Genomic DNA, 13,655 nt, shown 5'->3' with positions numbered 1-13,655 from the left:
GCGTTGGCACCTGGGAGGTCGCCGTCCGGGACGTGGGCACGGCGCTCAGCGGCACACCCGTCGCTCTCAGGGTGACGACGAGCGCGACCTCGAGGACGTCGAGCAGGGCCAGAGCCAGCAGCGCGCCGGCCAGTACTCGCACATCCCGGTCGCGGTGTCAGCGGTGCGGGGCGGCCCGCTCCGGTGGCGCCCCCTCCGCGCGGGACGGCGCCCCGTGCGCCGACCCGGTCGGCCCGGGCAGCCGCAGGCTGACCAACAGCGCGAGCAGCGGCAGCGGGAGGAGGGCGGCCACCGACCACGAGAGGCCGTGCGCGTCGGCCAGCACCCCGAACAGCGGTGTCACGGCGCCGCCGGCCGAGACGGCCAGGCCGAGGGTGACGCCGGAGGCCGTGCCGACCCGGTTGGGCAGCAGTTCCTGCCCGAGGGTGGTCTGCACGGAGAAGGGCAGGTACAGCCCCACCCCGAGCACGACGGCGGCGGCGAGGGCCCAGGGCCAGGACGGCGCGGCCACGAGCAGGACCAGGCCGGGGACGGCGAGCGCATAGCCCAGCCGGATGGCCGGCACACGGCCCCGCCGGTCGGCCAGCCAGCCGCCGGCGAGGGTGCCGACCGCCCCGACGGCGAGGAACGTCGCCAGCGCCGCGGAGCCGGCAGAGGCGGGGACGCCGAAGCGGTCGATGACGTACAGCGCGACCAGCGACGAGACCCCGAAGTACAGGACCGAGCGGATCACCACCAGCCCGGTCAGCCAGCCGAACGACCGCCAGTCGTCGTCCCGCCGCGGCGCCTCCCCGGCCGCGACGGCGGGACGCGGGCGGGCGCGGGCCCGGCGGCCGAGGGCCAGCAGGAGCGCGGCCATCGCGAGGGCCGGCAGCGCCAGCAGCGGCGTCCCCGCCACGCCGTACGCCAGCAGCACCGGCGTCACCACGACCGGGCCGAGGGCGAGACCGGCGTTGCCGCCGACGGCGAACCAGCTCATCCCCTGCGCCGACGCACCGGCCGCGGCACGGGCCGCCCGGGCCGCGGCCGGGTGGTAGGCGGCCACGCCGAGGCCGGAGAGGGCGACCGCCGCCCACGTCTCCCAGTAGGTGTCGCCGAGGCCCGCCAGTCCGATGCCCACCCCGGCGACCAGCAGGCCCACCGCGGGCAGCCAGGACAGGGGCCGGCGGTCGGCCAGGACGCCGAAGGCCGGCTGCACCACCGACGAGAGCACGGTGGCGGCGAGGGTGACGCCGGTGACGGCGGCGTAGGAGTACCCCCGCTCCAGCACCAGGAACGGCAGCAGCGCGGGCACCGCCCCCTGGTACAGGTCGTCCACGACGTGGCTGCCGGTCAGCAGGGCGAGCGCGCGGCGGTCGGGTACCCGCCCGTCCGGAGCCGGTCGGTCGCCTCGCTGCTCGCTCCGCACCAGGCGACCGTGGCCGCGCCGCCGCCAGCCGTCAACCGGCCCGGATCAGTGCACGCCGGCGGGGGCGGGCTCCTCCGGCACGTCGGTCAGCTCCCACGGCCGGACGACGGCCACGAGCACCACAATGGCGAGCAGCAGTGCGACCACGATGACGGTGCCCATCGCCGCGGCGTCGTTGCCGAGCAGGCCCACGACCGGGGAGACCGCGGCGCCCACGCCGAACTGCACGGCGCCCAGCATCGCAGCGGCCGAGCCGGCCGACTCCCCGTGCCGGGACAGCGCGAGCGCGGGGGCGTTGGGCAGCGCGAGGCCGGAGGCGAACAACATCGCCCACAGCGGGACGACGACCGCGACCAGCCCGCCGGTGCCGGTGGCGGCGAGGACGAGCAGCGCCGCGCCGGCGAGCGCGCCGACGACGGTGCCGGTGACCAGCACCTGCGCGGGCGACCAGCGGCGCAGCACCACCGGGTTGAGCTGGGTGGCCGCGATGAGCCAGAACGCGCCAGCGCCGAACAGCAGGCCGAACTGCTGCTCGTCGAGGCCGAACTGCCGCTGGAACACGAACGACGATCCGGAGACGTAGCTGAACAGCCCGGCCATCGTCAGCCCGGCGACGAGCACCAGGCCGACGAACGTGCGGTCGCGCAGCAGCCCGCGGTAGGTGCGCAGCGTGCCGGAGACGCCGCGGGCGCTGCGCCGGGACGGCGGCAGCGTCTCGCGCAGCGCGAACCAGCCGACGGCGAGCAGCAGCAGGCCGTAGACCGCGAGGACGGCGAAGATGCCCCGCCAGCTCGTGAACCGCAGCAGCTCCCCGCCGAGCGTGGGGGCCAGCACCGGCGCCGCGCCGAGCACGAGGAACAGCCGGGACAGCATCGTGGCCGCCGCCCGGCCGGTGAACAGGTCGCGGACGACCGCCATCGCGACCACCGCGCCGGCCGCCGTCCCCACCCCCTGCAGCAGGCGCAGCACGCCGAGCACCTCGATGCTCGGGGCGACCAGCACCAGCAGCGAGGCCACCACGTACAGCGCCGTGCCGGCCAGCAGCGGTCCGCGCCGGCCGAACGCGTCGGAGAGCGGGCCGAGGACGAGCTGGCCGATCGCCAGGCCGATGAGCGTGCCGGTGAGGGTCAGCTGGACCATCGCCGACGTCGTCCCCAGCTCGGCGGCGATGGTGGGCAGCGCCGGCAGATACATGTCGATCGTCAGCGGCCCGACGGCGACGAACGCGCCGAGGAGGAGGGCGAGCAGCGCCCGGTTGGGCGGCACGGCCGCCTCGGGCGTCGGTGCGAGCGTCGCGGTCGCGGCGCGGTCCTGCAGGTCTGTCACGTCTCTCCCCGTCGTCGTCCGGGCGGTCGGCGGTGCGGCCCGGCCACCTCAGGGGCCAAGGCGGCACCGCCGCCGTCCATTCCGCGACGTGGCGCACGCCGCTCAGACCCCCAGCGGCTCCCGGGCGGCGGCGACGGCCCGGCGGGCGTCCTCGGCCACCAGGTCGGCGTTGACCTGCGCGCCGGCGAACGCGCCCGCGGCCGCGGCGGCGCCGACCTGCGCGGCCAGGTCGGTGACGTTCCCGGCCAGCCACACCCCGGGGACGGCGCTGCGCCCGGCCGCATCGGCGACCAGGTGCTCCCCCATCCCCGACGGGTGCGGCGCCGGCGTCAGGCCGAGCCCGGCGAGGAACCCGGCGCGGGCCACCATCCGCGACTGGACGGTGACCGCCGCGCGCTCGACCACGGTGCCGTCGGCCAGCCGGACCCCGACGACGCGGTCGCCGGCGGCCCCGATCGCCGCCACCTCGCCGGTCACGACGGGGATGCCCAGGGCGACCAGCTGCTCGGCCTGCTCGCCGTCGGGCGCCGGCTGGGTGTGCGCGAACAGCACGACGTCGGCGCTCAGCTGGCGGAACAGCAGCGCCTGGTGCACCGCCATCGGCCCGCAGGCCAGCACGCCGATGGCCTGGTCGCGGACCTCCCAGCCGTGGCAGTACGGGCAGTGCAGCACGTCGCGGCCCCAGCGCTCGCGCAGCCCGGGGACGTCGGGCAGCTCGTCGACCAGCCCGGTGGTGACCAGCAGCCGGCGGGCTCGCACCGTCCGCCCGTCGGCCAGCCCCACCGTGAAGCCGTCGCCGTCCCGCTCGGCGCCGACGACCTCGCCCTCGATGACGGAGCCGCCGTAGGAGCGGACCTCGGCGCGCCCGCGCTCGAGCACCTCACCGGGTGGCATGCCCTCGCGGGCCAGCAGGCCGTGCACGCCCGCCGCCGGCGCGTTGCGGGGCGCCCCCGCGTCGACCACGACCACGGACCGCCGCGAGCGGGCCAGCAGCAGCGCCCCGTTCAGCCCCGCGGCGCCCCCGCCGACCACCACGACGTCGTACCCGTCCCTCAGCTCACCGGTCACCGTGACCACCTCCGCGCCCACGGTGCGACGGCCGGTGCTCGTCCGGCAAGGATCGTTGCCGGTCCGGCAAAGCCTCCGAGCCGGCGCGTCAGGTGCCGCAGAAGGTGCGATAGGGGCCAGTGCCACCCGGCGCCGGGGCCGCGTAGCGCTCGAGCCCCGGACGCTCGTCGTAGGGACGGGCCAGCACCTCGAGCAGCCGCTGTAGCGGGGTCAGGTCGCCGGCGGTGGCCGCATCCAGCGCCTCCTCGACCAGGTGGTTGCGCGGGGTGTACACGGGGTTGGCCCGGTCCATCGCCTCGGAGTCCGGCCCGAGGGCGCGCCACCGCTCGAGCCAGGCGTCGAACCGGGCGAGGTCCAGGACGACGCGTCGTGCGGGCTCGGCGTCGCCGCGGGCCGCGGTGCCGAGAGCCCGGAGGAACGACGTGAGGTCGACCCGGCTCTCCTGCATGAGGGCGAGCAGCTCCTCGACCAGCGCGGTGGTCACCTCGTCGTCCAGCCCCTCGGGCAGACCGAGCTTGGCGCGCATCCCCGCCGTCCACGCGGCGTTGTACTGCGGGCGGAAGCGCTCGAGCGCCGACACGGCGAGGGCGACCGCCTGCTCCTGGTCGTCGGAGACCAGCGGCAGCAGCGCCTCGGCGAACCGGGCGAGGTTCCACTCGGCCACGATCGGCTGGTTGCCGTAGGCGTAGCGGCCGCCGGTGTCGATCGAGCTGAAGACGGTGGCGGGGTCGAAGGCGTCCAGGAACGCGCAGGGACCGTAGTCGATGGTCTCGCCGGAGATCGTCGTGTTGTCGGTGTTCATGACCCCGTGCACGAAGCCGACCAGCATCCACCTCGTCACCAGCGAGGCCTGGACGGCGACGACGGCCTCGAACAGCGCCAGGTGGGGGTTCTCAGCATCGGCCGAGGCTGGGTGGTGACGGGCGATCGCGTGGTCGGCGAGGCGGCGCAGCAGGTCGACGTCCCCGGTGGCGCGGGCGTACTGGAAGCTGCCCACCCGCAGGTGGCTGCTCGCCACCCGCGCCAGGACGGCGCCGGGCAGCAGGGTCTCGCGGCGCACCGGGCGGCCGGTCGCCACCACGGCCAGCGAGCGTGTGGTGGGGATGCCGAGGGCGTGCAGCGCCTCGCTGACCACGTACTCGCGCAGCATCGGGCCGACGGCGGCCAGCCCGTCGCCGCCCCGGGAGAAGGGGGTGCGGCCCGACCCCTTGAGGTGCAGGTCGCGCAACCGGCCCTCGACGTCGGTCAGCTCCCCGAGCAGCAGCGCGCGGCCGTCGCCCAGGCGCGGCACGAACCCGCCGAACTGGTGCCCGGCGTAGGCCTGCGCGACCGGCCGCGCGCCGTCGGGCACGGCGTTCCCGACCAGCAGGCGCACGCCCTCGGGGCTGCGCAGCGCGTCGGGGTCGAGGCCCAGCTCGGCGGCCAGCGCGTCGTTCAGCACGAGCAGCCGCGGGTCCGGGACCTCGGCGGCCTGCCACGGGACCGCCATCTCCGGCAGCTCGCGGGCGAAGCGGTCGTCGAACGAAACGGTGGTCGCGGGCGCGGCGGTCACAGGGAGCACAGCACGCCGGGGTCCGCAGCTGTTCCCGCTCACCTCGTGCGGGCGGCGGACCTGTCGGCCCGATGGCGGCGAACGTCCCTGTAGGGCAACCCTCATCCGGGGCCGTGCACGACGAGGCGCCCGTCACGGAGATGGCGATCTCAGGCTGACCAGGCGACGGGCTCTGCCTCACGTCCGGGCTGCTCCAGACGAACGGCACTCCGACCCCACGTGCACCACCGGACCCCACCGCCCCGTGCACGGCTGGAGGAACCAGGGCGTGCCATTAGCATTCGACGCACCAGCGACCGGTCAGTCAGCCCCCGGGACCAGCGGCATGCGTGACGAGCGCGCTATGGGGGCGCGGTCGAGACGCGGGTGAGGCCATCAAGCTCTTCCGCCCCTGGGCCCACCCTCAGATCAGCGACAGGGAAAGTCATGTGGTTGCCAGTCCTCGCTGCCGTGATCGGTGCGTCCATGGGAGCGCTCGGCGCATATCTCCTGGGGCGCGCTCGGCCGTCCTTCGCTCTCGACGCCATAGAGATGACCGCCTCGTTCCCCTCCAATGCGACCGTCAGGCCGGATGACGCCGTGGAGAAGTGGGCCAAGACGTACTGGAAGGGCACGATCCCGCTGTCAGGGATCAGCGAGATCACGACCGAGCGTGAGTACGTCGAGGCCCTCCAAGGCACTCAGCGCTTCCTCACGACGGAGTTGGACATCAAGGTGCCGACGCTGCGGCAGACCGCTGCTGCCATCAGGTCCGCGGTGGCTCTGCAGGACTTCCGCGAGGTCGAGGCGATATGGACGAGACACGACGACCTCATCTTCGAAGCACTGGCTGTCCCCTTCATGAAGGGCATGATCACGGACGTGCCCGTCCTCGAGCCGGAGGGCCCACAGAAGGAGACGGATGACCCACAGGAGAAGCCGACACTCCCCAACGGTCGTCGGCTGTCCTGTCCAGCCGGCGAGAAGGAGAGCCTGATCCTGCTCACTGAGAACTTCAACCGGGACATCGGTTTCCCGCTGTGGCGGGCGTCGTCCGTACAGCGCCCGGCCCTCCGGCGCTTCGCCACAGGGATCGCTGTGGCGATCGCACGGAAGGACCAGAAGGTCATCCTGCGCATCACCGAACACTTGGCGGACTCAGCCCGCTACAGGGAAAGGGTCGCCAAGGAGTTCGCGACCGTGGTGGACGAAGCCCTGAGACCGTTCATGCGCTTCGTCGCCAAGGGTGTCATGACGAACAGCGGACGCAGCTCCTACTCGCTGCACCGAAAAGCCAATCTGTTCGTGCGCATGCGCGGGCACGCGACCGCACACGGACCGACGCCCAACGACCTCGATCTGCGGATGAGGATCGAGCTGCCTGATGTCGAGGGGGACGCCGCGAATCGCGACTCCCCGGTCCTCGTCGAAGCCGGTGCAGCGATAAGGTTCACCGCCGTCGCACACGAGCCCGCCGTCCGGATCGAGCGCGAGGAGGACGTGCGCAAGGCCTTCGAGGGCGGCAGCGTCAAGGCATACCTCACGGTGGGCTCCACCGGGATTCGCAATGGGAAGATCAAGGTCGCCCGGACCCCGGAGATCCTGTTCCGCGACATCGAGCAGTCCCTCGAACTGGGACCCAAGCGCCGCAAGCTTTTCGCGATCCGCGCGTGAGTCGCAGTCGGGATCGAGCGTCGGGCGAGTCGGCACCGGGCGGACAGGTCTGAAAGGCCGGCGAACGGCTGCGCGCTGTCGGGCACGGCGCCGGTCCCGGCGGAGTCGAGGACCTGGCCGGCCGCGCCCGGCGCCGGACCGCGCGGCCGCCGGCCGGAGGCTGGACCGGCCCGCGGGTCCAGGCCCCGATCGACCGACCGCGGCTGCCTCAGGGCACCCACTCTCGGGCCGGACGCCCACCCAGCCGCACCGCCTATAGTCCAGCCCGCCTACTCCGCGGGACGACGCCGGGGACACCCCCGCGCGGCTCGGCCGGCGGACGACGCGGGAGGTGACGTGCCGCACTCCACCATCGCGCTGCTGCGGGTCACCACCTGGCTGATGCTGGCGCTCGGCGCGGTCTACGGGGTCACCCTCGTCCCCGGGGTGCGGTCGGCGCCGGGCTACCGGGCGGCGCTCGACTGGTGGCTGAACATGACCGTCGACGCCCTGGTGGTCCTCGTGCTCGCGCTGCGCGTCGCGGCCGACCGCCAGGACCGGGCCTCCTGGCTGTTCATGACCGTTGGGTTGGTGGCGGCCTTCGCCGCGAGCATCACGTACTTCGCCTATTACCAGCACCTCGACCCGATCCCGAGCCCCTCCTGGGCGGATGCGGGCTGGGTGCTCTTCTACACCCTGCTCGCCGTCGGCCTGGTCCTGAGGCTGCGCGCCCGGGCGCGCAGGTTGCCGTTCAGCCTCTCGCTCGACGGGCTTATCGCCGGCCTGACCGTTGCCGCGCTGGCCGAGACCTACGTCCCCGGAGCGGCCGTGCCCTTCGGGGCCGACAGCCTCGAGCCGCTGACAGCCGCCTACCCGATCACCGACCTGCTCCTCCTCGCCCTGGCCGTCGCCGCGCTCGCGATACTCCGGACCGGCGCCGGCTGGTCGTGGTGGCTGCTGTGCGCGTCGTTCGTGACCTTCTTCGTGACCGACGCGATCTACGCGGACCTGGTGGCGAGGGATGCCTACGTCGGAGGCGAGCCGGTCGACCTGGGCTGGCTCCTGGCCCGCCTGCTGCTGGCCGGGGCGGCGCTGGCCTCCCTGCGCCGGACGGAGTCGCGGCCCGTGGACTTGGAGGGGGTCAGCGTCCTGGCCCTGCCCGGTGTCTGCGGTCTCGCCGTCCTCGGGCTGTTGTTCCACGGCAGCCATTCCGACATCAGCGCCTTCGCCTCGATCATGGCGCTGACTGCCGGCGTGCTCATGGTCGGGCGCACGGCCCTCACCTTCCGGGAGCTGCGGGTGCTGACCGAGGCCCGCCAGCGGGCGCTGGCCGAACGCCTGGTCGAGGCCCAGGACGACGAGCGGGCCCGCATCGCCGCCGACGTCCACGACGACTCCATCCAGGCGCTGGCAGCCGTCGACCTGCGCCTGGGTGCGCTCCGCAACCGGTTGCGCGACCGCGCCCCCGAGGAGGCCGCCGGGGTCGAGACCGTGATGGAGGCCGTCCACGGGGCGAGCGTCCGGCTGCGCCACCTGCTGTTCGAGCTGGAGACGCCTGTCCTCGACGCGTCCCTGGCCGACGGGCTGCAGGACGCCGCCGCCCAGCTCTTCGAGGACAGCGACGTCGTGTGGTCGGTCGAGGAGCACGGGCAGGCCCCCCTCCCCCAGCAGGTGCGGGTGTCCGCGTACCGGATCGCCCGCGAGGCGCTGGCCAACGCCCGCAAGCACGCCCGAGCCCGCCACGTGACCGTGACCGTCGACGCGACCGGGCGCGGCGTGGAGGTGCACGTCGTGGACGACGGTATCGGGGTGGACGCCACGGCGTCGGCGCACTCGGGTCGCCGTCACTCCGGCGTGGTGGCGATGCGCGACCGAGCGCTGGCGTCGGGCGGGTGGTGGCGCTCCCGGCCCGGTCCGGGCGGCGTCGGCACCGCCGTGTCGTTCTCGCTCCCCGTCCCCGCCGGCGGCGGCCCCTCAGCCGGGGAGCAGCCGCCGGAGCACGTCGGCCGCGCCGGGCACGCCCACGACGAGGTGGCCCTGCACGCAGCTGCGCAGCAGCACGGGGAGGTCGCCGGCGACGGTGCCCTTGAGCAGGTAGGCGGACCCGCCGGCGGCCAGCACCCGCGTCCACGTCGCCGGGTCCGCCTGCGCTGACAGGCCGGCGACGACCGGCCGGTGCGGCAGCGCGACCAGCCGCCGGACCAGGACGGGTCCGCCGCCGGGCATCCGCACGTCGGTCACCACGAGAGTCGCGCGGGAGTCCCGGGCGACCGTCACCGCGTCGTCGCCGTTGGCCGCCTCGCCGACGACGCGGAAGTCCGGCTCCTGGTCGAGCAGCCCCGCGACGGCGGACCCGACCCGCCGGTCGTCGTCGGCGATGACGACGGTGATCTCGCCGCGCGCTGGGGTCGCCACAGGAGCACGCTGGCCCACGCCTCGACGGATGTCGCGATGCCTGTGCACCACTCGTCTAGTGCAGCCGTACCAGGCGCCACCCTCCGCGGCGCGTGTCAGACTCCGAACGTGACGGGGTCGGGCACGCAGGACGGGCCCCCGCCGGACACGGTCCGGGTCCTGGTCGTGGACGACCACCAGATGTTCGCGGCGAGTCTGGCGCAGGCCCTGCAGTCCGAGTCCGACCTGCTCGTCGTCGGACAGGGGACGTCGATCAGCGAGGCGCGGGCCCTGATGGCGTCGACCACCCCGGACGTCGTCCTCCTGGACCACCGGCTGCCCGACGGCGACGGCGTGGGCGCGATCGCGGAGCTCCACGGCATCCGGCCCTCCGCGAAGATCGTCGTCCTGACCGCCACGACCTCCGACCGGCTCCTCGTCGCCGCGATGGAGGCCGGCGCCGCCGGCTTCATCGCCAAGACACAGCGGCTCGACGACGTGATCGACGGCGTGCGGGCCGCGGCCCAGGGCGAGTCCGTGGTCAGCGCCAAGCTGCTCACCCGGCTCCTGCCACGCCTGCGCCGGCAGGGCGGCGGCAGCCGCGCCGAACTGACCGAGCGGGAGCGCGAGATCCTCGACCTGCTGGCGAGGGGGCTGTCCAACGCCGACATCGCCCAGCACCTGACGATCAGCGTGCACACCGTCCGCAACCACGTCGCCAACCTGTCTGCCAAACTCGGCGCGCACTCGAAGCTCGAGGCGCTCTCGATCGCCGTCCGGGAGGGCCTGGTCGGCGGCGGCTGACCGCCTCCCCGCGATCGGCCCGCACCGCTCGGGCGGGCAAGCGGGCGGGCGCTTAGTGCATGGGCACCATGCGGTTGGCACGGCTGCACCTGGTGGCCGTACCGCGCCCTCGCTCAGGGTGGGGAGTACCCGGTCCGCAGCCGCGCCGGGTCGCCCCGAGCACAGGAGCAACCACGTGGCCAGGGCCCAGCACCCGGCGGATGCGCCGGCCGCTGCCGACGAGGACGCCGCACCACCGGGCACGGCCACCACCGCCCCCGGCCCCGGCCGGGCTCGGGCGGCGCTGTTCTCGTGCTCGCCGTCCGGGACGGTGCTGACCGCCGGGACGGAGCTCGCCCGGCTGACCGGCCGGCCGCTCGGTGCGCTGTCCGGCGTCCCGGCGCACGAGCTCTTCCACCCGTCCTCCTCCGACCTGCTGCGGTACGTCCTGCGGACGGCGCGGGGTGGCGCCGCGTCCGGGGCCGCGACCTTCCGGCTCCGGCACGCCGACGGGTCGTCCACCGACCTGCCCACGTGCTGGTCGGTGCTGGCGGGCGCGAGCCCGGACGCCACCCAGCTGGTGTTCGTCCGCGCCGACGGGGCGGTCGCGGACCTGACCTACGGCCCGCGGGCCCGGTCGCGGGCCGGCGCGCTGCCGGACGGGGCGGTGCACCTGCCCGACCGCGGCCGGCTCCTCGCCGGGCTGACGTGCGCCCTGGACCGGGCCGAGCACTCGACCGCCGTCCTGGTCGTCGACCTGGACGGCTTCCGGATGGTCAACGCCTCGCGCGGGCACGACGTCGGCGACCAGCTGCTGGCCGGGGTCGGCGCGCGGCTGCGGGCTGGGGTGTCGCCCGACGCCACCGTCGCCCGCTGCGGCGACGACGAGTTCCTGGTGGTCTGCGAGGACACCGCCGAGGACCAGGCGCACGCCCTGGCGCACCGGCTGCTCGACGTGGTGGCCGAGCCCTTCCCCGTCGGCGACGCCGCCGTGACCGTCACGGCGTCCATCGGGGTCGCCGTCGCGCCTGCCGAGCCGGGGGTGCCGGCGCTGGAGCTGCTGCGCCACGCGGACACGGCCCTGCACGCCGGGAAGAGCGCCGGCCGCGGCCGGGTGCACGTGTTCGAGCGGACGCCGGACGAGGACCTGGAGCACCGGTACGAGCTGGCCACCGACCTCCGGGCAGCGCTGGCCGACGAGGCGGTGCACCTGGAGTACCAGCCCATCGTGGACCTGCGGTCGGGGGCCGTCGTCGGCCTGGAGGCGCTGGCCCGTTGGACGCACCCCGCGCACGGCCCGGTGGCACCCAGCAGCTTCGTGACCGTCGCGGAGCTCAGCGGCCTGGCGCCCGAGCTCGACCGGCGGGTTCTCCGGCGGGCCCTGGTCGACGCGGCCCGGCTGCGCCGGGAGCAGGTCGTGCCCGAGGACGCCTACGTCGCCGTCAACCTGTCGGCCGCCAGCCTGACCGACGCCACCCTCCTCGACGACCTCGTCCGCTGGACCGAGGAGACCGGCCTGCCCCCCACCCGGCTGGTCCTCGAGATCACCGAGACGGCGATCATGCAGAACACCGACGTCGCGGTGGCCCTGCTCCGCGGCCTGCGGGACCACGGGGTCCGGGTCGCCATGGACGACTTCGGCACCGGCTACAGCTCGCTGGCCTACCTCCGCGACCTGCCCATCTCCGCGCTGAAGATCGACCGGAGCTTCGTCGCGGACATCGCAGGGCAGCGGGACGCCCTGGCCATCGTCGCGTGGATCGTCGACCTCGCCCGGGCCGTGGGGGTCGCCGTCGTCGCCGAGGGCGTCGAGACCACCGAGCAGGTGGCCCTGCTCCAGGGGCTCGGCTGCGTCACAGCACAGGGCTGGCTCTGGGGTCCCGCCGTTCCGGTGTCCACGCTGCTGGGCCGGCGGACGTGGACCCGCCCGCTCACGACGAGGGCGGCCCCGGTCGCCGCCACGAGGACGACGGGGCGCGACGCCGGCGTCTCGTCCAGCGTCCAGCGGTTGCTCGAGCTGCACCGGAACGGCGCGTCCGCGACGACCATCGCGGCCACGCTGAACGCCGAGCGGCTCTGCACCCCGACCGGCGTGCGCTGGCACGGCGCCGGCGTCGCCCGGGTCCTGGCCCACCAGATCCGTCGGTGCGCCGGGCTCCCGGACGCCGCCGCGGGCCCGCGTCGCCCGGCGTGGCGCCGGGAGTCGGCGGGCCGGGCGCCGTCCTGACCCTCGTCGCGGCACGGGGCGTCAACCGAGTGGCATGGAGGCATCAGATGGAACCGAGCGAGTGGGTGACCTGGGAGGACTGTCCGCACTGCCGGCGGCCGGCGGCCGTCGGCTGGATGGGCGCGCGGCCCACCGAGTTCGACTGTCCGCGCGGCTGCCGCCTCAGCGCGGAGCAGGTCCACGCCCTCGCCGCCAGGCGTGGACGACCGCCGGTCGACGGGCTGGTACGAGGCGTCTCCTAGTGGCCTCTCACGGCCGGCGGCCGCCCGTGCCCTGACGGGAGGTGTGGCGGCACGGGGATGGGGGTCGCCCACACCGCGGGAGCGGATCCAGGGGACGTCCTCCGACGTCCACCGGCGGGGAAGCGGGACAGCGGCCGCGGCCGACGGGTGCAGGGTCAGCCCTGAGGACGGTCCAGGGCCTGCCTGCTGGTCCGGGCGGGGCCTTCCGGCGAACCCTCGGTCGTGTTCCTCTCCACCCGACGGAGGCCCCCATGTCCAGCACCGTGTCCTGGGTGCGGCAGCACCGGCTGATCAGCTTCTTCTCCCTCGCCTACGCGGTGTCGTGGACGCCCTGGGCGTTCGACGCGGCCGGGATGTCACTGGGCACGCCCTTCTTCCCCGGGCGGTCCGCTCGTCGCGGCGCTCGTCGTCATCGCGGTCGCCGACGGTCGCCGGGGGTTCCGGCAGCTCGGCTCGCGGCTGGTCCGGTGGCGGGTCGGCTGGGTCTGGTACGCCGTCGCGCTCGGCCTGCCCGTCCTGCTGGTGCTCGCGACCGGTGTCGTCATGTCGGCGCTCGGCGCTCCTGCACCCGATCTGTCGGCGATCGTCTGGACGGACGTGGCCCTGGTGCTGGCGTTCCGCATGGTCAACCCGACCGACAGTGCGCTGGGTGAGGAGCCCGGCTTCCGCGGCTACGCCCTGCCGCTCCTGCAGGACCGGCTGTCGCCGCTGGCGTCGGCCGGAGTGCTGGGTGTCCTGACCGCCGGCTGGCACATCCCGTTGGTCGCGCTCGGGAACCTCGGCTGGATCGGGGTGCCCTCGACCGTCGTGATCACCTTCCTCTACGTCTGGCTGTTCAACCGCACCGGCGGCAGCCTGCTGATGGCCATGCTCTTCCACGCCAGCCAGGGCGCCCTGACCTTCGGCATGCTCGGCTCCACCGGCGCCTACGCGGACCGCGCCGGCTACGTGTACTTCGCCGTCCTCGTGGTCGCCGTGGGAGCCGTGGTGGGGCTGGACCGCGCGATCTGGCGCCGGGCACCG

General features: G+C 74.8%; 9 protein-coding genes and 1 pseudogene. 5 read left to right on the top strand and 5 right to left on the bottom strand.

Annotated features, from left to right (window positions below):
• Nucleotides 1-157: 157 nt before the first annotated feature.
• The 4 genes from BLW63_RS10295 to BLW63_RS10280 all read right to left on the bottom strand — a co-directional run bounded on the left by BLW63_RS10295 (nt 158) and on the right by BLW63_RS10280 (nt 5,354).
• Nucleotides 158-1,408: an MFS transporter gene (locus tag BLW63_RS10295; protein ID WP_091154966.1), complete on the bottom strand. Its 1,251-nt coding sequence runs from the start codon at nt 1,406-1,408 to the stop codon at nt 158-160.
• Nucleotides 1,409-1,453: 45 nt separating this feature from the next.
• Nucleotides 1,454-2,734 (bottom strand): multidrug effflux MFS transporter, encoded by a 1,281-nt coding sequence (locus BLW63_RS10290; protein ID WP_091154963.1) that lies wholly within the window; start codon nt 2,732-2,734, stop codon nt 1,454-1,456.
• Nucleotides 2,735-2,836: 102 nt separating this feature from the next.
• Nucleotides 2,837-3,802, bottom strand: a complete 966-nt coding sequence (locus BLW63_RS10285) for an NAD(P)/FAD-dependent oxidoreductase (protein ID WP_091156102.1) — start codon at nt 3,800-3,802, stop codon at nt 2,837-2,839.
• Between the two features lie 88 nt (nt 3,803-3,890).
• On the bottom strand, nt 3,891-5,354 hold the full coding sequence (locus tag BLW63_RS10280; RefSeq protein WP_091154960.1) for a protein adenylyltransferase SelO: 1,464 nt from the start codon (nt 5,352-5,354) through the stop codon (nt 3,891-3,893).
• 465 nt (nt 5,355-5,819) lie between these two features.
• On the opposite strand from BLW63_RS10280, the gene BLW63_RS10275 reads away from it, so the two are divergent.
• Together BLW63_RS10275 and BLW63_RS28770 are read left to right on the top strand one after the other, a co-directional pair.
• Nucleotides 5,820-7,007 carry a hypothetical protein gene (locus BLW63_RS10275; protein ID WP_170856724.1) on the top strand — a complete coding sequence of 396 codons (1,188 nt, stop codon included), beginning with the start codon at nt 5,820-5,822 and terminating at the stop codon, nt 7,005-7,007.
• A gap of 381 nt (nt 7,008-7,388) precedes the next feature.
• Nucleotides 7,389-8,933: pseudogene (locus BLW63_RS28770) on the top strand (sensor histidine kinase); the annotation flags it as partial.
• Between the two features lie 27 nt (nt 8,934-8,960).
• Here BLW63_RS28770 and BLW63_RS27880 read toward each other — a convergent pair.
• On the bottom strand, nt 8,961-9,401 hold the full coding sequence (locus BLW63_RS27880; RefSeq protein WP_244522490.1) for a response regulator: 441 nt from the start codon (nt 9,399-9,401) through the stop codon (nt 8,961-8,963).
• 108 nt (nt 9,402-9,509) lie between these two features.
• On the opposite strand from BLW63_RS27880, the gene BLW63_RS10260 reads away from it, so the two are divergent.
• From BLW63_RS10260 to BLW63_RS10245, 3 genes are all read left to right on the top strand, one after another.
• Nucleotides 9,510-10,184 carry a response regulator gene (locus tag BLW63_RS10260; RefSeq protein WP_170856723.1) on the top strand — a complete coding sequence of 225 codons (675 nt, stop codon included), beginning with the start codon at nt 9,510-9,512 and terminating at the stop codon, nt 10,182-10,184.
• Between the two features lie 175 nt (nt 10,185-10,359).
• Complete coding sequence (locus BLW63_RS10255; protein WP_139263514.1) at nt 10,360-12,390, top strand: putative bifunctional diguanylate cyclase/phosphodiesterase; 2,031 nt, start codon at nt 10,360-10,362, stop codon at nt 12,388-12,390.
• Nucleotides 12,391-13,154: 764 nt separating this feature from the next.
• Nucleotides 13,155-13,655, top strand: a 501-nt coding sequence (locus tag BLW63_RS10245) for a CPBP family intramembrane glutamic endopeptidase (protein WP_139263513.1), incomplete at its 3' end; no start/stop codon positions are given.

The sequence above is a fragment of the Geodermatophilus africanus genome, assembly GCF_900107105.1.
Classification (GTDB): Bacteria; Actinomycetota; Actinomycetes; order Mycobacteriales; family Geodermatophilaceae; genus Geodermatophilus; species Geodermatophilus africanus.
The sequence above is the reverse complement of the archived record's forward strand: the minus strand, read 5'-3'. Positions and strand labels throughout refer to the sequence as shown.